Source organism: Acinetobacter sp. ANC_7588 (assembly GCF_056783995.1).
On sequence record NZ_JBWYIU010000001.1, the window covers coordinates 262,389 to 285,312 of the forward strand.

26 protein-coding genes, 1 tRNA gene and 1 pseudogene are annotated in these 22,924 nt (G+C 38.6%); 17 read left to right on the forward strand and 11 right to left on the reverse strand.

The annotated features are described in order from the left end of the window. The 3 genes from tolA to pal all read left to right on the forward strand — a co-directional run bounded on the left by tolA (window position 1) and on the right by pal (window position 3,240). Window positions 1–1,218: a cell envelope integrity protein TolA gene (gene tolA / locus AC1M9J_RS01265; RefSeq protein ID WP_481595540.1), complete on the forward strand. Its 1,218-nt coding sequence runs from the start codon at window positions 1–3 to the stop codon at window positions 1,216–1,218. Window positions 1,219–1,355: 137 nt separating this feature from the next. Continuing rightward, window positions 1,356–2,639 carry a Tol-Pal system beta propeller repeat protein TolB gene (gene tolB / locus AC1M9J_RS01270; RefSeq protein ID WP_179998402.1) on the forward strand — a complete coding sequence of 428 codons (1,284 nt, stop codon included), beginning with the start codon at window positions 1,356–1,358 and terminating at the stop codon, window positions 2,637–2,639. Window positions 2,640–2,667: 28 nt separating this feature from the next. After that, complete coding sequence (gene pal, locus AC1M9J_RS01275) at window positions 2,668–3,240, forward strand: peptidoglycan-associated lipoprotein Pal (protein WP_481595541.1); 573 nt, start codon at window positions 2,668–2,670, stop codon at window positions 3,238–3,240. A 47-nt stretch (window positions 3,241–3,287) separates the two neighbouring features. On the opposite strand, the gene AC1M9J_RS01280 is transcribed toward pal, so the two are convergent. Further along, the gene (locus tag AC1M9J_RS01280; RefSeq protein ID WP_035265716.1) at window positions 3,288–3,473 is read right to left on the reverse strand and encodes an NF038105 family protein; all 186 of its coding nucleotides are present in this window, start codon (window positions 3,471–3,473) and stop codon (window positions 3,288–3,290) included. Between the two features lie 172 nt (window positions 3,474–3,645). On the opposite strand from AC1M9J_RS01280, the gene AC1M9J_RS01285 reads away from it, so the two are divergent. The 5 genes from AC1M9J_RS01285 (at window position 3,646) to AC1M9J_RS01305 (ending at window position 6,938) form a co-directional block, all read left to right on the forward strand. Further along, window positions 3,646–4,620: a class 1 fructose-bisphosphatase gene (locus AC1M9J_RS01285; RefSeq protein WP_180027536.1), complete on the forward strand. Its 975-nt coding sequence runs from the start codon at window positions 3,646–3,648 to the stop codon at window positions 4,618–4,620. 50 nt (window positions 4,621–4,670) lie between these two features. Continuing rightward, window positions 4,671–5,447, forward strand: a complete 777-nt coding sequence (locus tag AC1M9J_RS01290; protein WP_481595542.1) for a TrmH family RNA methyltransferase — start codon at window positions 4,671–4,673, stop codon at window positions 5,445–5,447. Window positions 5,448–5,607: 160 nt separating this feature from the next. Next, on the forward strand, window positions 5,608–6,228 hold the full coding sequence (locus tag AC1M9J_RS01295; RefSeq protein ID WP_171260669.1) for an RNA polymerase sigma factor: 621 nt from the start codon (window positions 5,608–5,610) through the stop codon (window positions 6,226–6,228). After that, complete coding sequence (locus AC1M9J_RS01300) at window positions 6,218–6,544, forward strand: hypothetical protein (protein WP_481595543.1); 327 nt, start codon at window positions 6,218–6,220, stop codon at window positions 6,542–6,544. Before AC1M9J_RS01295 ends, AC1M9J_RS01300 begins: the two co-directional genes overlap by 11 nt. Continuing rightward, entirely contained in the window at window positions 6,534–6,938 is a 405-nt protein-coding gene (locus AC1M9J_RS01305; protein ID WP_481595544.1) for a DUF3106 domain-containing protein, read from the forward strand. The genes AC1M9J_RS01300 and AC1M9J_RS01305 overlap by 11 nt, the downstream gene beginning before the upstream one ends. Window positions 6,939–6,976: 38 nt before the next feature. Here AC1M9J_RS01305 and rnk read toward each other — a convergent pair whose 3' ends face one another. Both rnk and glyA read right to left on the reverse strand, forming a co-directional pair. Continuing rightward, complete coding sequence (gene rnk, locus AC1M9J_RS01310) at window positions 6,977–7,381, reverse strand: nucleoside diphosphate kinase regulator (protein ID WP_481588470.1); 405 nt, start codon at window positions 7,379–7,381, stop codon at window positions 6,977–6,979. A gap of 144 nt (window positions 7,382–7,525) precedes the next feature. Beyond that, entirely contained in the window at window positions 7,526–8,779 is a 1,254-nt protein-coding gene (gene glyA, locus AC1M9J_RS01315; protein ID WP_035265704.1) for a serine hydroxymethyltransferase, read from the reverse strand. Between the two features lie 403 nt (window positions 8,780–9,182). Between glyA and AC1M9J_RS01320 the strand changes: the two genes are divergently transcribed. Continuing rightward, entirely contained in the window at window positions 9,183–9,884 is a 702-nt protein-coding gene (locus tag AC1M9J_RS01320; RefSeq protein ID WP_481951717.1) for a putative quorum-sensing-regulated virulence factor, read from the forward strand. Between the two features lie 258 nt (window positions 9,885–10,142). Then, window positions 10,143–10,499, forward strand: a complete 357-nt coding sequence (locus AC1M9J_RS01325) for a hypothetical protein (protein ID WP_481592887.1) — start codon at window positions 10,143–10,145, stop codon at window positions 10,497–10,499. Window positions 10,500–10,976: 477 nt separating this feature from the next. Here the strand turns inward: AC1M9J_RS01325 and AC1M9J_RS01330 are convergent, their stop codons facing one another. Continuing rightward, window positions 10,977–11,630, reverse strand: coding sequence for a hypothetical protein (locus AC1M9J_RS01330; protein ID WP_481951718.1), 654 nt, complete (start codon window positions 11,628–11,630; stop codon window positions 10,977–10,979). Between the two features lie 470 nt (window positions 11,631–12,100). Continuing rightward, a tRNA-Arg gene (locus AC1M9J_RS01335) sits at window positions 12,101–12,176 on the reverse strand. Window positions 12,177–12,363: 187 nt separating this feature from the next. On the opposite strand from AC1M9J_RS01335, the gene AC1M9J_RS01340 reads away from it, so the two are divergent. From AC1M9J_RS01340 to AC1M9J_RS01370, 7 genes are all read left to right on the forward strand, one after another. Further along, window positions 12,364–13,299, forward strand: a complete 936-nt coding sequence (locus AC1M9J_RS01340; protein WP_481951719.1) for an ABC transporter ATP-binding protein — start codon at window positions 12,364–12,366, stop codon at window positions 13,297–13,299. After that, entirely contained in the window at window positions 13,296–14,069 is a 774-nt protein-coding gene (locus tag AC1M9J_RS01345; RefSeq protein ID WP_481951720.1) for an ABC transporter permease, read from the forward strand. Before AC1M9J_RS01340 ends, AC1M9J_RS01345 begins: the two co-directional genes overlap by 4 nt. After that, window positions 14,069–14,887, forward strand: coding sequence for an NADPH-dependent 7-cyano-7-deazaguanine reductase QueF (gene queF, locus AC1M9J_RS01350; protein ID WP_481951721.1), 819 nt, complete (start codon window positions 14,069–14,071; stop codon window positions 14,885–14,887). The genes AC1M9J_RS01345 and queF overlap by 1 nt, the downstream gene beginning before the upstream one ends. A gap of 25 nt (window positions 14,888–14,912) precedes the next feature. Further along, on the forward strand, window positions 14,913–15,566 hold the full coding sequence (locus tag AC1M9J_RS01355) for a hypothetical protein (RefSeq protein ID WP_035265692.1): 654 nt from the start codon (window positions 14,913–14,915) through the stop codon (window positions 15,564–15,566). Between the two features lie 309 nt (window positions 15,567–15,875). Beyond that, window positions 15,876–16,817 (forward strand): lytic murein transglycosylase B, encoded by a 942-nt coding sequence (mltB, locus tag AC1M9J_RS01360; protein ID WP_416224309.1) that lies wholly within the window; start codon window positions 15,876–15,878, stop codon window positions 16,815–16,817. A 283-nt stretch (window positions 16,818–17,100) separates the two neighbouring features. Further along, a complete protein-coding gene (locus AC1M9J_RS01365; protein WP_218947276.1) occupies window positions 17,101–17,712 on the forward strand; it encodes a septal ring lytic transglycosylase RlpA family protein in 612 nt (203 codons plus the stop codon). Between the two features lie 172 nt (window positions 17,713–17,884). Continuing rightward, complete coding sequence (locus tag AC1M9J_RS01370; protein WP_481951722.1) at window positions 17,885–18,328, forward strand: Mpo1 family 2-hydroxy fatty acid dioxygenase; 444 nt, start codon at window positions 17,885–17,887, stop codon at window positions 18,326–18,328. Between the two features lie 49 nt (window positions 18,329–18,377). Here AC1M9J_RS01370 and AC1M9J_RS01375 read toward each other — a convergent pair whose 3' ends face one another. The 6 genes and pseudogenes from AC1M9J_RS01375 to rpsB form a co-directional block, all read right to left on the reverse strand. Then, window positions 18,378–18,695, reverse strand: a complete 318-nt coding sequence (locus AC1M9J_RS01375; protein WP_092766028.1) for an AzlD domain-containing protein — start codon at window positions 18,693–18,695, stop codon at window positions 18,378–18,380. Between the two features lie 2 nt (window positions 18,696–18,697). Next, window positions 18,698–19,397: pseudogene (locus AC1M9J_RS01380) on the reverse strand (AzlC family ABC transporter permease). Window positions 19,398–19,490: 93 nt separating this feature from the next. Beyond that, on the reverse strand, window positions 19,491–20,306 hold the full coding sequence (locus tag AC1M9J_RS01385) for an AraC family transcriptional regulator (RefSeq protein WP_481951723.1): 816 nt from the start codon (window positions 20,304–20,306) through the stop codon (window positions 19,491–19,493). A gap of 103 nt (window positions 20,307–20,409) precedes the next feature. Continuing rightward, window positions 20,410–20,922: a DUF3465 domain-containing protein gene (locus AC1M9J_RS01390; protein WP_481951724.1), complete on the reverse strand. Its 513-nt coding sequence runs from the start codon at window positions 20,920–20,922 to the stop codon at window positions 20,410–20,412. 113 nt (window positions 20,923–21,035) lie between these two features. Next, window positions 21,036–21,911, reverse strand: a complete 876-nt coding sequence (gene tsf, locus AC1M9J_RS01395; protein ID WP_035265686.1) for a translation elongation factor Ts — start codon at window positions 21,909–21,911, stop codon at window positions 21,036–21,038. A gap of 140 nt (window positions 21,912–22,051) precedes the next feature. Continuing rightward, window positions 22,052–22,804: a 30S ribosomal protein S2 gene (rpsB, locus tag AC1M9J_RS01400; protein WP_035265684.1), complete on the reverse strand. Its 753-nt coding sequence runs from the start codon at window positions 22,802–22,804 to the stop codon at window positions 22,052–22,054. Window positions 22,805–22,924 lie beyond the last annotated feature (120 nt).

Below are 22,924 nucleotides of genomic sequence, written 5' to 3' on the forward strand. Positions count from 1 at the left end.
ATGAAAGAATCTAACTCCCGCTTTTCAAAAGAAAAGAAAATTGCAATCGGATTCACTGTTGCGGTCCATGTGATTGCGATCACAGGCTTATTGTTTCTTGGATTGACTCAACCTCCTGAGCCAACTAAAACTGTTAAAACAGTTTTAGTGAAACCTGAAGATCTGGTACCACCTGAACCCACACCATTGGTTGAATCTGATCACTCAGATACAGCGCACCAGAACGTTCAAGAAAATGTTCAACAGACCAATGAGCCGATTAAAAATGCTCCTGTGATTCCTGTTGCGCCTCCTGTATCTCCTCCAACTCAACCAAAAGCCGAAGAGCCAAAATCCGACCGTAAAGCTGAGCAAGTGGCAGCGGTTAAAGCTCAACAAGAAGCCGAACGTAAAGCTGCGGCTGAAGCACAACGTAAAGCGACTCAAGAAGCGAATCGGAAAGCTAAAGCTGAGGCCGATGCTAAAGCTAAACAAGAGACCGCTCAAAAAGCCAAAGCAGCTGAGCAAAGCGCAAAACAGGAACAACAACAAAAGGCGAAAGCTGATGCGGCTTTAAAAGCGAAACAAGAAGCTGATCGAAAAGCTAAAGCTGAGGCAACTCAAGCCAAAGCTAAGCAAGATGCTGATCGGAAAGCTAAGGCGGAGGCCGATGCTAAAGCCAAACAAGAAGCCGACCGGAAAGCCAAAGCTGCTGCTGAAGTCAAAGCAAAACAAGATGCTGATCGTAAAGCTAAAGCGGAAGCAGATGCAAAAGCCAAACAGGATGCTGATCGTAAAGCTAAAGCGGAAGCAGATGCAAAAGCTAAACAAGAGGCTGATGCGAAAGCTCGTCAGGAAGCACAAAGAAAAGCAGATGCTGAAGCCAAAGAACGTGCCGAAGCTGAAGCTCGAGAATCTGCCGCTGAAAAAGCTAGACAAGAAGCAGCCAACAAAAAAGCTGAATCTAAACGCATCGCTTCTTCAGCAAAAAGAGACTTTGAGCAAAAAATTAAAGGTGCTTGGAGAATGCCAATAGGCTCTTCAGGTCAAAAAGCGACAGCACGCGTGACATTATCTGACAGTGGTTCTGTGACTTCAGTCATCGTCAATGCATCAGATCCAGATGTCAAAGCCAGTGTCGAACAGGCTGTTCGTGCAGCAGCACCATATCCGATGCCATCCGATCCTGATGCAAGGCGTGAAGCTCGTAGTTTCACTTCTTCATTCACCGTGAAATAATAAAAAACCTTTCGATTCGTCGAAAGGTTTTTTCATGAATTGCGGATAATTACACGCTTTATATAGATTCGGTACGGAGCTATATGCTAAAAAGCTAGAATATTCGAAAAATTAGTATCTTGAGTACGTGACCTCTCATGAAAATGATCTCAAAACATCTTCTCGGTTTAGCAATTTTGGCAGCATTTAGCCCTGCTCTCATTACGACCTCTTATGCACAGCTTCATCTTGAAATTGCTAAAGCACCTGAAGAAGCACCAAAAATTGCTATCGTGCCATTCGTAGGTGATCAACGCTTATACCCTGTTGTAGAGCAAGATTTAAACCGTTCAGGTCGCTTTACCAGTTCATCTAAAAATTTACCTGCAACAGCAACCATCAATCAAGCCAATGGTGCTGCTTGGCAATCTGCAGGCGTACCTTATGTTGTGAATGGTGAAGTTAAAACCAATCCTGATGGTTCATTGGCTGTTCATTACCAACTCTATGATGTCCAAAAACAACAATATTTGCTCAATGAACTATTAACTGTACCACCATCGCGCATTCGATCTGCAGCACATATGATCAGTGATGCGATTTACCAAGCATTAACAGGTATTCCTGGTGACTTTAGTGGTCGCATCGCTTATGTTTTGCGAAATCCTGCGACTCCTGATAATCGCTACACTTTACAAATCGCAGATACGGACGGCGAACAACCACGTACTGTATTGAGTTCGCGCGATCCAATTTTATCCCCTGCTTGGACGCCTGATGGCAAAAAAATCGCTTATGTTTCATTCGAAACCAAACGTCCAGCGATCTATGTTCAAGATTTAGCGACTGGACAACGTGAAAAATTAGCTGGCTTCCGTGGCTTAAACGGTGCGCCAAGTTTTTCCCCTGATGGTAAAAGCATGTTGTTCACTGCTTCAATGCATGACAACCCTGAAATTTATCAAATGGATTTAAATACGCGCCAAGTGAAGCGTATGACAAATAATACAGCAATTGATACAGAAGCTCGCTATACCCCAGATGGTAAAGGTTTTATCTTTACCTCAGACCGTGGTGGTTCAGCACAGATCTATCATTACACGTTTGCTGATGGTTCAACAAAACGTTTGACTTTCCGCGGAGCATTCAACGCACGTGGCAGTTTAAGTGCCGATGGTAAATATGTTGCTTTAGTACATCGCCCTTCAGGTAGCAACTATAAGGTAGCAATTCAGGAAATCTCCACTGGGATCACGAACATATTAACGCCAACCAGTTTAGATGAATCACCAAGCTTTTCACCAAATGGTCAAATGGTCGTATATGCGACACGTGAAGGCAGCCGTGGATTGTTATCGATTATGTCTACAGACGGCCGCTTCCGCATGAATTTACCTAGCGAGCAAGGTGAAGTTCGTGAACCTGCTTGGGCACCTAAATAATCGAATTTAATCTTTCAAGGAGATGAACATGTACGCGATTAAAACGTTTGCTCTTCCACTCATTGCTGTAAGTTTAGTAATGACGGGTTGCGCAAGCCGTAAACCAGCAACTACAGATACCACTACGATGACACCACCATCAACGTCCACCTCTGTAAATACGACTGGTCTCAGTGAAGATGCAGCATTAAATGCTCAAAACTTAACGGGTGCTTCTGCTAAAGGGGTAACTGAAGCCAATAAAGCTTTCTTGGCTAAACGTGTTGTTCACTTTGATTATGACAGCAGTGAGCTATCTACTGAGGACTATCAAACCCTCCAAGCACATGCACAATTTTTATTGGCAAATGCAAACTCTAAAATCGCATTAACTGGTCATACCGATGAACGTGGAACGCGTGAATACAATATGGCTTTGGGTGAGCGACGTGCCAAAGCAGTTGAAAGTTATTTGGTTACAAATGGTGTAAATCCAAACCAACTCGAAGCTGTGAGTTATGGTAAAGAAATGCCAATTAATACAGGTAACAATGAAGCTGCGTGGAAAGAAAACCGTCGTGTAGAACTCAATTATGAAGCAGTGCCACCACTTCTTCGCTAATGAATGCAAAAAAAGCGCTCAATTCGAGCGCTTTTTTTATATCAGGTTTAAGACCTTTGCGAGTCTGGCATGGGCACTTGCATAGACTCAATCATGTCATGCTTATTAAACTCTTTATATTCAGGTTTAGCCTCGTACTGTTTCCATGCTTCCTTGGAACTCTCTGAACTAATTTCGTTTAAGTCGATTGCCTCACCTGGCGTTGGAGTTGCTTCAAACTTTTGAATGCTCATTTTAAAGCTCCTTTTAAAATCATCCTCCTATCAACATACCATGTTCTAAAACTCTGGCAAGTGCAAAATCACCACAAATAACGCAGGATAATTTCTATTTTGCACTGAACTCATCTAAAATAGCCCAAGATCCAAATTTTATTCTTTTAAAGCTTTTAGGAGCGTCCTTGTAATGTCATACCTCACCTTGTCACAATATCTTGCACAACAACAAGGAAATCTAACGCCTGAACTCTCTAATGTGATTGAAACAATTGCTGAAACGTGTAAAACCATCGATTCAGCATTGCAAAAGGGTGCCTTAGCGGGTGTGTTAGGTAGTGCTGGTAATGAAAACGTACAAGGTGAAGCGCAAAAAAAATTAGATGTTATTTCAAATGACTATTTAATTGATGCGCTAAAAAACAACGAAAATGTTGGCGGTTTAGCTTCTGAAGAACTCGATGAGTTTACCCCAGCACAAGAGAACGGTAAGTATTTAGTTTTATTCGATCCACTAGATGGCTCAAGTAATATCGATATCAATATGTGTGTTGGCACCATCTTCTCTATCCTACCTGCCAAAAATTCAGTGACACAAGCAGAAGATTTCCTTCAAGCAGGTACTGAACAAGTCGCAGCTGGTTATGTGTTATATGGCCCATCAACTATGATGGCATTAACCGTTGGTGCAGGTACTGTTTTCTTTACATTTGATCCAGAGTCAAAAACATTCCTGTTGACGACTGAAAATATCCAAGTGGATGCCGATACAAAAGAATACGCCATTAATGCTTCAAATCAACGTCATTGGGAAGAACCTGTTCAACGCTATATTGGTGAGCTACAAGCGGGTAAAACATCTGTACGTGAAAAAGATTTTAACATGCGTTGGGTTGCCTGCATGGTCGGTGATATCCACCGTATTCTTTGCCGTAGTGGGATCTTCTTATATCCTTACGATACCAAAGATCCTAAAAAAGCTGGTCGTTTACGTCTTATGTATGAAGCAAATCCAATGAGTATGCTCATGGAACAAGCAGGCGGTGCTTCGACAACAGGTCGCGTGCGTATTATGGAAATCCAACCGACTGAACTTCACCAACGTGTACCAGTCGTCATTGGTTCAAAAAATGAAGTTGAGCTTGTTACTGCTTATCATCAATAATTTTACAATTGAGAGCCTATTGATTTAGGCTCTCATGGAAGTCAAACTGAATGGCCATTATCTTTTTAGAATCTAAAGACAACCCGAAAATTAAACATTTACGTGGTTTAATTGATCAAAATAGTTACCGTAAAAAGCAAGGCCAAACTGTTCTTGAAGGCACACATTTGTGCTTAGCTTGGTTAGAAAAAAATCGTAAGCTGAATTCGATTTTTACCACTGAAAAAGCAATGGAACACGCCGATTTTGACGAAATCGCACAACACTATACAGGTTCAGTGTTTGTTATTAGTGAATCACTCTATAAAGACATTAGCACGCTAGGAACCACCTTAGCATGTTTAGCGATTGTAGATTTACCAACTCAACGTGATGCTCTAGATTACACTCAAGACACTTTAATTCTTGAAAATGTTCAAGATCCAGGCAATGTGGGTACATTACTTCGTTCAGCTGCGGCTGCAGGTATTGAACAAGTTGTTTGCACCAAAGGTTCAGCATCTTTGTGGTCTCCTCGCGTATTACGAGCAGGAATGGGTGCGCACTTTTCATTAAAAACCTATGAAAACGTTGCGCTTGAAGATGTGCTGTCTCAATTCAAAATTCCCGTGTATGTCACGAGCTCACATGAATCAGAAAGTTTATATGCAAAAGACTTAACTCAAGCTTGCGTATGGGTACTGGGCAATGAAGGTCAAGGCGTTTCGGAATATGCCCTAGCGCATGCTTCAGCAATTACCATTCCCCAACCGGGTGGTCAAGAATCATTAAACGTTGCAGTTGCCGGATCGATTTGTTTCTTTGAAATGGTACGCCAACGGATATGATTCGTTAAAATATATTAACGAAGTCACTGAAAATAAAAAAATCTATTAAACTGCTAAAAAATAGTTGCTTAGATTGTCAACCTACCATTATGTTTTGACGTTATATAAGTAACGATTAGAAAATAATGGTGGGTACCCAATGACGGGATTTTCCATCTCTATGGATTTAGCACCAAAAAAAGTCAAGCCTGAAGATTCGAGTGTTCTTTTGAATACGGCAGAACAACGTCTTAAATATTTTATGCAAGACGTCACTGGGCGTGCATTGGTGATGATGGAAAGCGCAACTCAAGGACACAATGGCATTGCCATGGATTTAGTCCAAGAAGCTTTTATATCTTTGCATAAATCATATGCTGATAAATCCACTGCAGAGTGGTATCCCCTTTTCTATACCATTTTAAATAACAAACTTCAGGATTGGCGTCGTAAAGAATCTCGACGGGCTTTTCCATTCTCGTTATTTAAAAAAAATAACCACGATGAAGATGATGACGAAACCATCAATATTGTGGATGAATCAACACCTAATCCGCTGCAATTTCTTGCACAAGAGATGGCTGTTGAGGAGATTCAAAATGCAATTTCTAAGTTACCTGTTCGCCAACAACAAGCATTTATGTTGCGAGCATGGGAAGGGTTTGACACACAAACCACAGCCGAAATCATGAATTGTTCAGAAGGCAGTGTGAAGACCCATTACCATCGAGCTATACAGGGCTTAAGATCTGCTTTGTCTCACTTAAACCCAAATGACGGGGGATCATCGGATGAATCATGATGAATTTACGAAACAAGTGACTGAAAAATTGAATGTACTGGCATCAAAACATCGCAATAAAGCGGTCGTGATGGAGCATGTACTCGATGAGATTAAAGACAAACCGTTATTTTCTCAGTTGATGACTTGGAAAGTTACTGGTTTTGCATTAGCAGCCGCGATCACAGGATTTGTGGTACTTCCAAATGCATTTGATTTGGAAGAAGCTCCAAGCCCACAACAAGTGATTGTCACCCCTAAACTTTCTCCGCAAATGATGGAAGATCTAGAAATGTTATCTGTTTTTGGTGAGGATAAATCAGCTCATGGCAGCTAAAGGCTTAGCGATTGCACTCTGCACATTAGGTTTTTTACAAACCAGTTTTGCAGGCTATGAACGTTTTTGGATCTTCTCGAAAGACAATAATTCTGAACTTAATGAATCTTGGGAATCGCTTTCTGAAGAAGAACAAAAAGCACTGATTAAACGCTATCAAAATTTGAAAGAAATTCCTGAAGAGCAAAGTGTTGTTCTACAACAAAGAATGGATTGGTTTACTAAACTGCCTGAACAAGAAAAAATACAAATGCGCGAAACTTGGCAACAGATGAGCTCAAGTGAACGAAATGATTTGCGTAAAAAAATGATGAACGCGACGACTGCCGAGCAGCGCAGGGAAATACGCGAAACTTATATAAATAAATATATGCAACAAACCACGATGAAATAATAAACTTTAAAGCCTCCACAAGAGGCTTTATTTTTTAGTTAAAGATATATACCCTCACGTTCAGGCTGATAGAGCACTTTATCAATTTTCACTTTCATTGTTTGCCCATCAGGCTGAGGCCATTCAATTTCTTGTCCTTCCGCCAAACCTAGGATTGCTGCACCAATAGGTGCAATCACATTAACCTGCCCCTTTTCACCTTTAAAGTCATGGGGATATACCAGCACAATCTCTGTAGATTCAGTGGACGGTGCAACCGTTATCAGCACTCTAGCATTCATCGTTACTACATTGGCAGGGATATCTTTAGGCTGTACGACTTCAGCACGAGCCAACTCATTTTCTAAATGCTCCATCGTTGGAGTTACCTGCTTCTGATGTTCCAACATGGTTTCTAAACGATTTAAATCCTGTTCAGAAATAATAATATTTGGATGACTCATTTTCTGCTCCAATTCAAATGTATAACGACAATTGAATAATTAATAGATACATCAGTTATATCAGAACTATCTAAAAATGACAGATTTGACATTCCAACATTCAATAAAAAAGCCCCCTTGAGGGGGCTTTTCTCAAGTCGAAGATTATTTTGCGTAAACTGGGAATTTAGCGCATACAGTCTCAACTTTAGCTTTCACAGCGTTGATGACAGTTTCATCACCTTTAGAATCTAAGATATCCGCGATCCAACCTGCAAGTTCACGTACTTCTGCTTCACCGAAACCACGAGTTGTTACAGCTGGAGTACCGATACGGATACCAGAAGTTACGAATGGAGAACGTGGATCGTTTGGCACAGAGTTTTTGTTCACAGTGATGTGAGCCGCACCTAACCAAGCATCAGCATCTTTACCTGTAATGTCTTGTTTGATGAGAGACAACAAGAACAAGTGGTTTTTCGTACCACCTGAAACAACATCATAACCGCGTTCGATTAGCACTTCAGCCATTGCTTGCGCGTTTTTCACAACTTGTTGTTGATATGCTTTGTATTCAGGAGCCATTGCTTCTTTGAAGCAGATTGCTTTAGCCGCTACAGCATGAACTAAAGGGCCACCTTGGTTACCTGGGAATACAGCAGATTGAAGTTTTTTCTCAATTTCTTCATTTGCTTTTGCAAGGATTAAACCTGAACGTGGACCACGAAGTGTTTTGTGAGTCGTCGTTGTAGTTACGTCAGCAATTTGAACTGGGCTTGGATAAACACCAGCAGCAACAAGACCAGCAACGTGAGCCATATCAACGAATAGATAAGCGCCTACTTTGTCTGCGATTTCACGGAAACGCTGCCAATCAACGATTTGGCTATAAGCAGAGAAACCAGCGACAATCATACGTGGCTTGTGTTCTACAGCTAAACGTTCAACTTCTTCGTAATCGATTTCACCCGTTTCTGGATTTAAACCGTATTGGATCGCATTATATGTTTTACCAGAGAAGCTAACTTTAGCACCGTGAGTCAAATGACCACCGTGAGCTAAGCTCATACCTAAAACAGTATCGCCTGGGTTAAGAAGCGCTAGATAAACTGCAGAGTTTGCTTGAGAACCAGCATGAGGCTGAACGTTCGCGTAATCAGCACCAAAGAGTTCTTTAGCACGGTCAATTGCCAATTGTTCAATCACGTCTACATATTCACAACCGCCATAGTAGCGTTTGCCTGGGTAGCCTTCTGCATATTTGTTAGTGAGTTTTGAACCTTGAGCTTCCATTACTGCTGGAGAGCAATAGTTTTCTGAAGCGATTAACTCAATATGAGCTTCCTGACGAGCATCTTCACTCGTAATAGCTTGAGCTAATTCTGGATCAAAGTCAGCAATAGAGATATTGGCAAACATTAGCGAGGTCCTATTAATGTAGGGCTTTTAAGCCGTGCTAAGATTGGCGCGTATTGTAACATGAACTTGTTAAATTTCGAGAATGAAGTTTAAACAGTTTGCAATTAAATTTGATTAATTCCTGTGTGTTTATTCAATTACTATTAAAAACAAATATCTGAATTATGACTATTCTTTTTTAAATTCATTCATTTTTGAAAATTGCCTTTAACAACCTACAGTCTAAACTTGCAGCGTCAATATCATAGAAAACGAAATTTCTTTAAATGAGCACCTTATCTAAATAATTCCCATAATTTGTTCAATTCAGCATAATTTATACAATTCATTGACTTTATTACTGTGAGCTCAGATTTGAAAATGTTAAATTAATTACATCTTTATCATTTACTTGGACATTTGCATGCAAGCCATTATCTTGGATACTGAAACCCATACATTAAACGGTTTGCCCATAGAAATTGCATATGCTCCTATTCAGATTGAACAAGGCAAATTAAGTCTTGATCGCGACAAAATCTTTGACCAACTATATAGCATTGGTGACGAAAAAATTTCCTATGCTGCAATGGCGGTACATCATATTCTTGAAAGCGATTTAGTAGATCAACCCAACTTCAGAACCTTCGAGTTACCTCAAGAAACGACGTATATTATTGGTCATAATATTGATTATGATATTCGAGCTATTCAGCAATGCGGCGTTGAAATAAGTCATATTAAAGCCATCTGTACACTCGCTCTTTCTCGACTAGTTTGGCCTCATGCAGAAGCACACAACATTTCTGCTTTAATTTATATGATTAGTAAAGGCAGTAGCAAAGCTAGAGAGATGTTAAAAGGTGCCCATCGAGCTGACGCAGATATTATTTTGACTGCAAATATCTTAATGCACATTATTCATCATTTAGGTATTCAAAACATTGAAGAACTCTATGAAGTATCTGAAGATGCACGTATTCCTCGTACAATTAACTTCGGTAAACATCGTGGGACAGCCATTGTAGATCTTCCAAGTGATTATGTTTCATGGTTACTAAGACAAGAAGACTTGGATCCCTATTTGAAAAAAGCCTTAGAAAAAACTTTAATTGATACGCTTTAAGCAATATTTCATGACTCTCACTTTGAACCTAAACCTCAAAGTGAGAAATTAACTATTTTTTTAATACTTTTAAACGATTAAACTAAAATTTACACCAATAATTAAAATAATATAATCACATGATAATTAAATATTTTTTATTATTTTTATTCATTCAACACTGCCCACCTCATCCGCTATTAGACTAAGGCGAAGTAGAACATCTTTGTCATAAATATATTAATACGATCATACAACAACGGTATAAATAGGTGCCTTATGTCTAAACTCAGCCAAATTCTAGAATTTGATCCTTTAGATAATCCTATGTATCTTAAAAAAGTCGGAAATTGGGTTCTCACCTTCTTGCATGCCCATGACCAGGTGGAGAAAATCCAGCTCGCCATTACCAATGTTATTCCGCGTCAAGCAGATGGCTCATTGCAGCCTCGACGTATTATCATTGAGCAAGCTGATCAAGAACATCAATGGCAAATCAATCACATAGAATGTTTTGATAGCCTTGAAAATAAAGAAGTCCTGCTCAATGCTTCAGAACAAACGGGTGGATCGATCATTCAAGACCTGCTCAGTGAATTTCGAAAATATGATGTTGAAGTCATGTTTAAAGCATAATTCCGATATGAAAAAGCCCGCTTTACGCGGGCTTTATGTTGGAAGGCTAGTGTTAGATTTATTGTTCAACTGAACTCAACTAACTGTCATTGATCCGTCCAACTCGTCAGTAGCGTTGAATATTTACAACCTACTGTGATTTTTAATTTAATACTTTCAATATGTGATGTGAAGTAACTTTAACACTTTTCAACAACTGTATAAAAAAAATACAATTGAATTTTTTTATTTATAGATAAGAATAAGTTTCGCGAATATGAACAAAGTTTTAATTCAAAATAGTCGCCCCAAATGGGTCGACTTTTAATTCTAATTTTAAGCTCAGAATTAAGCCAAATGACGTGAACGATTATTTGAATGATTTACACCAAAACGTCCAGCAAAAATCGTCACAATCAATCCAATCAATAAACCAATGAATGACCATAAAGCAGCTTTTGCAGCAGCTTTAGTCGCATTAGCTGCTTTTTCACGAGCTTAATCTTTTAGTTCAGCATATTTTAATTTAGCAGATTGAATATTCGCCTCTAAATCATTAAAGAATTTATCCTGCTGTATAAGGAAATTATTGACAGCTTGATTCGCTTCTTGCGGAATTAGAGATGAATTTTTCGCTAAAGCAGCACTGACTTCATTCTTATTAATAGAAGCAGTCACAGATTGTGCACGAGTTTTTAATTGTTCTGATAACGTTTGAATAATAGCATCACTGTTATCTGGATGAATCACCAACTCTTTTGCAGTAACCTTAATTTGCTCCTTTGCCCACTCACCCTGCGCTTTTAAGAATTCGGGTTGCAGTTCCTCGATCCCAGTTTTGCGTAATACTTCTGACATCTTTTCATCACTATTTTCAAGCTTTGGTAAAGGAACTAATTCCTCAAAAGCTTGAACTCCGATCTGAGTTAAATTAACGCCACCTTGACCAATTCCTGATGCTACACTACCCGCAGCACTACTGACTGAACTAATCGCACTACCAGTAATTTTTGCCGCGCCGCTAATGGTCATTGCACCAAACCAGATACCTAACAGCAATGAAAGTGACCACACAATAAAGCCATGGATTGCACCATCAGCTTGAGCCAAGTGACCTGCAACAAATCCACCAATAGCCAACGATACTAACAATGAAATAATTGTCCATACGCTTACTGCTATCCATGAGCCATTTGTAATATCAGTGGTAGAGTGGATCTAGGAGCGCAAATCCTAATGCAACGCCTAGTAATGAGAGTAAAATTGAAATGCTAAGACAACAATAACGCCAGCGAAAATACTCGCCCACGAAATTCGATTTTGGATCAAAACTTTTTCTTCGTACATTGTTGTGCCTCTTATTTGAATTATTCACAATTTATGTGATTTATACGACAATACCGAAATTTAAATTTAAAATAAGCCATGTGAATTTTATGTGACAAATTTTGCATTTTTATGTTTATTTTGAGACTAGATATATTATTATTTTTCAATATTGGTGCATCTCACGATTCAATCGACTCAGATTAACAATTCAGATTACGCACTAAATTTTGATAAAATTTACTAAAAATATTTTAATTGACGGACTATGTTTTGTTTGAAAGACATAAAAGAAATGGTGCGCTCAGCGGGACTCGAACCCACGCCACAGGCTTCGGAGACCTGTACTCTATCCAGTTGAGCTATGAGCGCATTTTAGGAAGTGCGCACATCATAACAAAAAAAACTCTAAGGTAAAGCAACTATATATCTTTCCAATTTTTAGTGCTCATGCTTTATACAGCGTTTCATCATCAAAACAGAGAATTCTGATTACAAAGCTTGGTTTATTTTTCAAGATCACTCACAATATCTCAACTTTTCACCATTCGAGATATTCATGACTGATGCATTGACCTTAAGGGATTTGTCGAAGACCTATCGAAATGGTTTTCAAGCACTAAAAGGAATTAATTTAGATGTTCCAGAAGGTGAATTTTATGCACTTCTAGGCCCTAATGGTGCAGGTAAATCAACCACTATTGGCATCATCAGCTCTCTTACAAAAAAAACTGCAGGCACTGTCGAGATTTTTGGTCATAACCTCGATACACATCCTTCACAAGCTAAACAATGCTTGGGTGTAGTCCCCCAAGAATTTAACTTTGCGCAATTTGAGAAGACTTTCGATATTTTAGTCACGCAAGCAGGTTATTACGGCATTCCAAAAAAAGTTGCTGAAGCTCGTGCAGAGGAGTACCTGACCAAATTAGGTTTATGGGAAAAACGCTCTACTCAAGCCCGTATGCTATCTGGGGGAATGAAACGCCGCCTCATGATTGCCCGAGCAATGATGCATGACCCAAAACTGTTAATTCTAGATGAACCAACTGCTGGCGTTGATATTGAACTACGTCGCTCGATGTGGGACTTCTTAACAGAAATGAATCAGAAAGGTACATCTATCATTCTCACAACACATTATTTAGAAGAAGCAGAAGTACTGTGTCGCAAAATTGCAATTATTGATCGTGGCGTCATTAAAGAAGACACCACCATGAAGAATTTCTTAAATCAATTAAATGAAGAATCTTTCATTTTTGACTTGGCTGAACCTATAGAACCGATTCAACTTGACATTATTGGTGTGAAATTTAATTTGGTTGATCCGCTGACTCTAGAAATTACGCTTGATAAAGCACACAGCTTGAATGATCTTTTCCAACTTCTAGAATCACAAAATATTCAAGTTCGAAGTATGCGTAATAAATCAAATCGTTTAGAAGAGTTATTCGTCAAAATGGTCGAAAAGAATCTTGATGGAGCTGCGCAATGAATTTTAACCAACTCGCTGTAGCTTTATATACGATTATCCATAAGGAAATTCGTAGATTTATGCGCATTTGGCCACAAACATTGTTACCACCAGCAATTACCATGTCACTGTATTTTGTGATTTTTGGAAATCTAGTCGGTTCAAGAATTGGGGAAATGGGTGGCTTTACCTACATGCAGTTCATTGTACCTGGTCTAATTATGATGGCTGTCATTACTAATAGTTATGCCAACGTTTCATCAAGCTTTTTTAGTTCTAAATTTCAAAAAAGTATTGAAGAACTGATCATGAGTCCAGTGCCTTTACATGCCATACTTTGGGGTTATGTGCTTGGCGGTGTTGCTCGAGGCTTATTGGTTGCTATCATTGTGACTGCGATGAGTTTATTTTTTACTGACTTATATATTACCAACTGGTTCGTCACAATTTATACCGTCCTGATTACGTCACTACTGTTTGCATTAGGTGGATTTATTAATGCGGTCTATGCAAAGTCATTTGATGATATTTCGATTATTCCCACTTTTGTTTTAACTCCGTTGACCTATTTAGGTGGGGTGTTCTATGCAATTTCTGCATTAAGTCCATTTTGGCAAAATCTATCTTTGATTAACCCTGTCGTATATATGGTCAATGCATTCCGTTATGGAATTCTTGGCCATAGCGATGTAAATGTATCTATTTCTTTATTAGTAATCACAGCGTGTTGCGCCGTGCTATATGCGGTCGCTTATCACTTACTCTCCCGTGGTTCAGGAATGCGTGAATAATGAGCGTTGAACAATCTCTTTTAGGCAAAGACACCAACTATCCAACTGAATATCAACCTGAGGTGCTATTTCCAATTGCTCGCGCAGAAGCACGAGCGAAGTACGCACATGTAGACGGTATTAAACAAGGAATAGATTGGTGGCATATTTTTGAAATTTCTTGGTTGAATCTGTCAGGGATTCCTCAAGTTGCGATTGGTCGAATGCATCTTCCTGCTTCATCACCTTATCTCATCGAGTCAAAATCTCTTAAGCTATATTTCAATAGTCTGAATTTTGCTCAATTTGAATCTCAAAATCAGTTTATTGAGACAGTCGAGCGTGATCTTGCTAAAGCTGCTAATGCAGAAGTCAGACTTGAATTATTCGATGTTGATCAGTTGAATATTGCCCAGCCTGAAGGAATATGCATCGACCATTATGAGCCTGAACGTCTTGAAAACCACCCTGATGCGAGCTTACTCAAACTCGATGCAGCGTCTTCCGAAGAAATCGTTGAAATTCAATTATATTCGCATTTGTTAAGAAGTAACTGCCCAGTCACAGGACAGCCTGATTGGGGCACAGTTTTTTTAAGATATCGTGGCAAAAAACCTTGTTATCGTTCAATTTTAGCTTATATTATCTCCTATCGTCAGCATAATGGCTTTCACGAACAATGCGTTGAACAAATCTACGCAGACATTTGGGAAAACTTTAATCCTGAAAAGTTGATGGTATATGCGACTTATACACGCCGTGGTGGTTTAGACATTAACCCTTGTCGTGTATCGGACTTTGCATGGATGCCAAGCCCAATTCGATTGGCGCGACAATAAATTGAAGAATAGTTGAGGTTATACGATGTCATATTTTGGTTTTATTCCATCTGAATCTTTGTTAAAGAATATTCAAACTGGAATTGAGAAAAAAAATTCAAACGAACCACTTTACCCTTTGCGTGATCAAACTGCACTCGCTATTAATGATGAAATTATCGATGCAATTTTAGTTGAACTTGTACGTCGTTTCCCTGCAAGTGACAAACGAGAAACAGCTGAAAAACTTGCTGGTTATATTAAATCAACAGTATCGGTACTACTTAAACAGTTATTGGGTAAAGCACCAAATGACGTCGTGAGACAATCGATTGAATTCTCTGAAAAGAGTTTATTCAAAGATCCAGAGGGTAATTATCGTGTCGGTGCTCCATTACCCGCTGATTTAGTAACAAACTTAAAAAATAGCTTTGCAGAAGTACGTGCAGGCAATGATGTCAATCGTGCAGTTCTGTCTGAACAATACAAACAATTCGGTGAAGCTGCAGTTCGTCACTTTATGAATGATTTTAATAAGACCCTAGATTTGGGTATGATTAAACGTAAGGCGTCTGATATCGCTTCTTCAGCGGTTATCAAAGCTGTTCATATTGCTATTGATAAGCTCATTCCTAACTTCACTAAAGAAGAATTGTTAGCTGCAGCTGAATATCATGACACGCTATTTATTCAGGAATAAATCAGATTAATCAAAAACCTAGCTAAAGCTAGGTTTTTTTATGTTTTAAAGATGGTTCAACAATATTGAATAAATAAAAGACATAATTCATCCATTTTTACACTTTTTATGTAGGTTTTTGTGAATCCATCACGACCTAATGTTATCTTAATAAACATTGCGATTAATCAAATGATGTTGAACTTTTAATCCTTATCAACACTTATACCTTTGCGTCTACCACCGATAATAATTGGATCTTCTGCTGTTATGTTATTTGAAAATTTTAATGTTAAATTACAACGTATTGGTTTAGCACTCAGTGCGTTTATGATCACAAGTTTTGTTCAAGCCAATGACTTCGCTCAACATCCTCAATATCAAAATTTTAAACTAAAAACGATGCAGACCTATGGTTTGAGTGCTGAGCAAGTTGACTGGGCCATGAATGGATCAAAAAACCTACCAAATATTATCAACATTATGAATCGCCCAGGAGAAAGCAAGCCTTGGTACGAATATAAAAAGAATTTTTTAGCAGAAAGTACAATTCAACGTGGTGTGCGTTTTAAAAATCAATATGCAGACACTTTAAATCGAGCAGAACAGCAGTTCGGTGTTCCCCAGTCCATCATTCTCGGTATTCTCGGCGTAGAGACAGGTTTTGGGGCAAATAAAGGCTCATTCATCACACGTGATGCCCTAGCCACTTTAGGGTTTGGATATGAACGACGTGCACAATACTTTCAAGACGAATTAAGCGCTTTGATTGCATGGTCTTATAAGGACGGCATTCCAGCTAATTCAGTCGTTGGCTCTTATGCTGGTGCTGTGGGCTATCCTCAATTTATGCCAAGCAATATTCCGAAATTTGGTGTGGATTATGACGGTAATGGTCATATCGATCTCAGAAACTCTGCTGTAGATGCAATTGGTTCTATTGCAAATTATCTTGCTCAACATGGTTGGCAACGTGATCAACCGATTGCTTTTGCCGCACGCTACCAAGGAAATAATGCGGATGCCATCATAGCCAAAGACTTAACACAACCTACTCCATATGGTGCATTAAAAGTTCAAGGCATTAGCCCACTCAATCCTATTGTTAAAATAGATGACTTAGACATGGTCAATGTGATTCAACTACAAGAAAATTATGGACCAGCTTATTACCTTACATATCCTAATTTTCAAGTCATTACGACCTATAACCGTAGTCGAATGTATGCAACTGCACTGTGGCTTTTAGGGACTGAAATCGCGAGTAGATAAATATAAATCTACTTGTTTTCACAAAAGTCAATAAATATTTTTGTGATTAAGTTCACTATTTGCACATTTTACATATTTTGTTACACTATTGATTAATTTTTAACCATATTTTGTGATAATTTGTCGTTTTTGTAACTAAAGTGAAAATAAAGCTAGACACTTTTGTATCAGGATGAATATCATCCACTACCGTTAAATGCAGTTGCACAAGTAAATTTACAGACCATTTAGGTTAATTATCAGCAACTTAGATAATTAACTTAGGGTTCCAAGGAGTTAAACGATGCATGCTTCGCTGAAAATGTTATCAATATTAGGTATTAGTTTGGCTTTGACTCAAACTCATGCCGAGTTGGTTCAATCCTCTTATCTAAATAATGATGTTGACCAATCAAGTCTTGCTTCACGCGTGATTAGCAAAGACTCTACAAGTTTCAATTCACACTTCTCGAATTTAAACAGTTTAGCAATTACTGAAAGTTCAGGTGATAAAATTCGTCGTGAAACAATCGCAGCGAAAATTCAAGTACCTGTTGAAGAGCCTTCAGTGATTGACAAACTTAATAATGTTGCTTCAAACACTGTTCGTCGTTTTAGCCAAACAGGTGTTGCTTCTTGGTACGGTCGTCAATTTCATGGTCGTAAAACTGCAAGTGGCGAGACGTTTGATATGAATGCACTTACTGCAGCGCATCGTAGCTTACCGCTTAATTGCTATATTCGTGTAACAAATAAATCAAATGGTAAAAGCGTCGTTGTTAAAGTAAATGATCGCGGCCCATTTCATGGTAATCGTGTTGTAGATTTATCTTACGGTGCTGCGAAATCTCTTGGTATTACCAATGCTGGTACTGCGCGTGTCAGCATCGAACGTGTGGATGGTCCAAATTCTTAGGTCCTCATGATTCAGCGAAGCATTTAACGACAAGCCACTCATTGAGTGGCTTTATTATTTTTAATTTTTTTTGATGTGACCAATATACAAAAAAGAATCTTGATTTATCATCTTATGTCATACTGTCGTTTATAGAATAAATAAAATTCAAATAATCAGTGAAGGAAATAGGATGAAGACAATTACAGAATGGTTAGATGAATATAGTGATAGCCATCAAAACCCAACCAATAAAACATTACACTGGATTTGCGTACCCACGATTCTATTCTCGATTATTGGCATACTTGCTCATTTCAGCGCATTACTGACTACCCTTTTACTGGTGTTAACACTCATCTTTTATGCAAGATTAGATCTTGTACTCTCGGTTGCAATGGCAGCATTATTATTGGTCATGTCTTGGCTTATTATTATTCTTCCATTCGGGAAAGGATTCTATATTGCTCTGTTCGTTTTAGCTTGGATAGGTCAATTTTATGGGCACAAAATTGAAGGGAAAAAGCCTTCTTTCTTTAAAGACCTCCAATTCCTTATGATTGGCCCTCTATGGTGTATGGATGCTTACCTAGATAAGATACTACCCAATTGGAAATCACGCCAAATCAGCGCTTAAATTAGCAAATACAGCATGGGTTAAATTAGAATTTAATTTAGCCCGATGTTCATGCTCTAATTAAGTAATTTATGAGATAGAAAAACAGTAAAGTAAAAACTAAATTACTGATAACTTTTTGACTTATTAGCGCAAGCAGTACACAAAATATTGCTGCCCATAAATAGTGATTACTCGACATAACCCTTAATTCTGCTGCTTCATAAAACACAATCGGTACACATATTGCAGTCAACAAACATGGCGCAGAATATTTCAACATCTTTTTCAAAATTCTAGGAAGTGGCACATTTACCCTTGGCTCCAAGAATAAATATCGATTAATAAAGATCATGATCGACAACCCCAGCAAAAGCATCCAGCTCATTTTTAATCCCCTTCTGTTGTTTGCCATTTTTCAACTATCACACTGGCAAACATTCCACATAGACCAGAAATAATTAACGCTGCATTTACTTGGTAAGCTTCTAAAATTAAAGAAAAAATTATGGTAATCACAACACCAACAAGTATTGTAAGATTTTTTATCATTGGCACTATAATTAATATAAGCAGTGCAACGACTGAGAAATCAAGATGCAAATTTGATAAATTAGGAATGAAGTGAGCAAGCACAATCCCAAATAAACTAAATATCAGCCAAAAAATATAAAAACAAAGTCCTGCTCCAAATAAATATGCGAATGATCGTTGTGATTTATTTTTTACTCCAACCGCAAATAATTCATCCGTCAGCAGAAAGCCAAATACAATACGTTTAAATAGTGGAAATTTACTAACATCATTTCGAAAATTAAGCGCGTAAATTAAATGCTGACTCGTCAGAAAAAATATCGTCAGATAGATTGTCATCAGCGAAGCCTGCCCCGAAACCAATCCTAAGCTCACTAATTGTGCAGCACCAGCAAACATAAACAATGACATTGCAAAAGCTTGTATCGCATTCAATCCAGTCTGTATCGCCAAAGAGCCAGCCAATACCCCCCCATGGCATGACTGCAATTGCCAACGGCATAATACCCAGCACACCATGTATAAAATTCTTTTTTGTATCACTCATCTTTTTCATCAATACATCTTAATCTGATTCACTTATCGATTATTATCATCTGATGAGTAATGATTGATCTTGAATAATATTGCGGCGCAAATTTAAGGAAAATTAATAGTTCAAAAGATATTGTCTAGGCGTTACACCTATTGCACTTTTAAAATGTCGATTTAAATGACTCTGATCAGAAAATCCAGTGAGTTGTGCAACCTCAGTTATTCGCACCCCCTGCTTAAGCAATTGTTTAGCTTTTTGAATTCTTCTTTGAACAAGCCAACTATGTGGAGGCAATCCCGTATGTTTTTTAAATTCACGTAATAAATGCCATGGGCTTGTATCTACATATTCAGACAACTCGTGTAGAGAATAATCATGTTCAGGAAAACTACTCATAAGTTCTTTTATTAGTTCAACTTTTTTTCTCATTTCTGGTGTGTTGATTGGACTCAATTTCGCCCGCCCATAGCAATAGATCAATCTGGCCAATGTCGTCAAATAGAGGCTTTCTTTAAGCAAAGTATCCTCGCCCTGCTCAAATAAATCGAATAAAAATACTAGTTGCCTCGCCAAACCCAAATCATGAATCACTGCATCCGAGAACCATGGGACTGCATTCTTGGTTGTAAAAAAATCTCGACTCAGATCTAATATCATTTCAGGTGTTGGGTAAATTGCTCGATATTTCCAACCAGTTTCCACAGCGGATGAACCAGTATGTATTTCATCAGCATTCACCAGAATAATATCGCCTTTAGGTGCGATATGAAGCTTTCCAGAGCGGTAAAAACTTTGTGCCCCCTCTTCAATGACACCAATACAATAGCCCTCATGAGCATGTTTTGAAAATTGCTTACGTTGAAATTGAGCTTTTAATAATTCCAATCCGCCCAATTCTTTGAAATGAAGATAATTAGCAGACTCTTGCATCTGTTTTCTGGATATTACGCCTATAAAATTGCATAAAAATTATCACGCCTGCATTTTAAATCTAGAATGAAATTGCTCATCTCATATATTTATTTTTATAAAATTATTGATAACTTCGACCCTGATGCTTTAACCAACCATCAATATGCCGTTTTTGAGGATCATGGTGAGTCCAATGAATTACACCACCCTTGTCGGTATATTCATATTCACCATAGAACTCGACGATATCCCCTTTTTGAATATTTTCAACACGTGGTGCCAAGTCTATATTATGAGCCACCAAAACCGTCTGGCCATGATTAAGTTTTAAAATAAATTTCTGATGTCTAGATCCTTCATTATCCTCTTTTAATATTGCAACAACTTCTCCAGAAGCCCTAACTTGCACATCACTGATCTTTTTTTGAAAAAGTGTCGCTATTTTTGCGGCATCATCATTATCCGCAGAGGATAGTTCTCGTTGGTTAGCATCACTATAGTGAGTACTTGCATCTGTAGGATTTAGTGCGTGCTCATTACTCTGTTTTAAATCCTGTTTTAAATCGACACCGAAATATGCTGCGACCAACACTGCAATTAACGCAACAATACTCATTTTTGATTTCTGAGACATATTGATCTCTAAGTTATATTTTTATTTCATCCTAAAGTTTATATCATTTAGACTCATCAAAAAAAAGAAAAAGCCCTTAAAGGGCTTTTTCTTTTTCAAAATAATTGAATCAATTATTTTGCAGCAGCTTGAGCAGCAGCAACTTCTTCAGCGAAAGAAAGTTCAGCTTTTTTCTCAATACCTTCACCCACTTCGAAACGTACGAATTGAGCAACAGTTGTACCTGTAGACTTAAGAACATCAGCAACTTTCTTGTCGTTGTCGATAACGTACATTTGACGCTCAAGAACAACTTCATTTAAGTATTTTTCAACTGAACCAGTTACCATTTTTTCAACGATATTCGCTGGTTTACCAGATTCAATTGCTTTTGCTTCAGCAATTTCTTTCTCTTTAGCGATTAACTCAGCAGAAACACCTTCAGCATTTACAGCAACTGGGTTGAACGCAGCAACGTGCATTGCGATACCTTTACCAGTAGCAGCATCACCAGCAAATGAAACTACAACACCGATTTTTAAACCGTGTTTGTAAACTGCAAGGTTTTCACCTTCAACGATTTGAGCACGACGAACTTGAATGTTTTCACCGATTTTTTGAACAAGCGCAATACGAGCTTCTTCTACAGTTGCACCATCTTCAAGTTTCAATTCAGCAATTTGAGCAGCATCAGTTACATTCGCAGCAAGCGCAGCAGCAGCAACTTTTGCAGAGAAACCAGCAAAGTTTTCGTCTTTAGCAACGAAGTCAGTTTGACAGTTTACTTCTAAAAGAATTGCTTTATTGCCTTCTTGAGCAATTGTAATCGCGCCATCAGCAGCAATGTTACCTGCTTTTTTAGCAGCTTTTGCTTGACCAGATTTACGAAGGTTGTCGATCGCTAACTCGATATCGCCACCAGCTTCTGTCAACGCTTTTTTACATTCCATCATTGCTAGACCAGTACGATCACGCAACTCTTTAACCATGCTTGCAGTAATAGCAGTCATGTTATTCTCCTAAATTCGGTCGAGATATGTATCTGTTAACAAAAACGGCCCAAATTAATCATCTGGGCCGTTTTGCTTGATTGATGCTTAAGATGCCACGATTACGTGTCGCAAAAATGACAAATCCGCATCAAATCGCATTAAGCCTCAGGAGCTTCTTTAGCAGCTTCTTCGCCTTTAGCTTGCGCATTAGCTTGAGTTTGAGCGTATTCTTTACCAGCAATAATCGCATCAGCCATCGCAGTAGCGTAAAGAGTTACAGCGCGGATCGCATCATCGTTACCAGGAATAACGAAATCAACGTTATCTGGGTTAGAGTTAGTATCAACGATACCGATTACTGGAATACCAAGGTTCTTAGCTTCTTTGATTGCAATCGCTTCGTGGTCAACGTCGATGATGAACAATGCGTCAGGTAAACCACCCATGTTCTTAACACCGCCAAGAGCACGTTCAAGTTTTTCCATTTCACGAGTACGCTCTAAAGCTTCACGTTTAGTAAGCTTAGCGAAAGTACCGTCAGTAGACTGAGTTTGAAGATCTTTAAGACGGTTGATTGATTGACGAAGAGTTTTCCAGTTCGTCAACATACCACCTAACCAACGGTGATCCACATATGGTTGACCAGCACGTTGAGCTTGTTCACGGATGATGTTAGAAGCAGCACGTTTAGTACCAACGAACAATACTTTGTTCTTTTTGCTTGCTAGGTTGTTAACAAAGTTCAATGCATCATTTAACGCAGGAACAGTGTGCTCAAGGTTGATGATGTGAATTTTGTTACGCGCACCAAAAATGTATTGACGCATTTTTGGGTTCCAGAAGCGAGTTTGGTGACCGAAGTGCGCACCAGCTTGAAGAAGGTCGCGCATGCTTACGTTGTAATCTGCCATTTTCTTTACCTTAAAAGTTTGGGTTAGGCCTCCATATGTCCGCATTCTCCACCCTTACGGGCACCCAGAGTAATGTGTCGACATATGTGCGGATTTTATTAACCAACATATCATCCGATT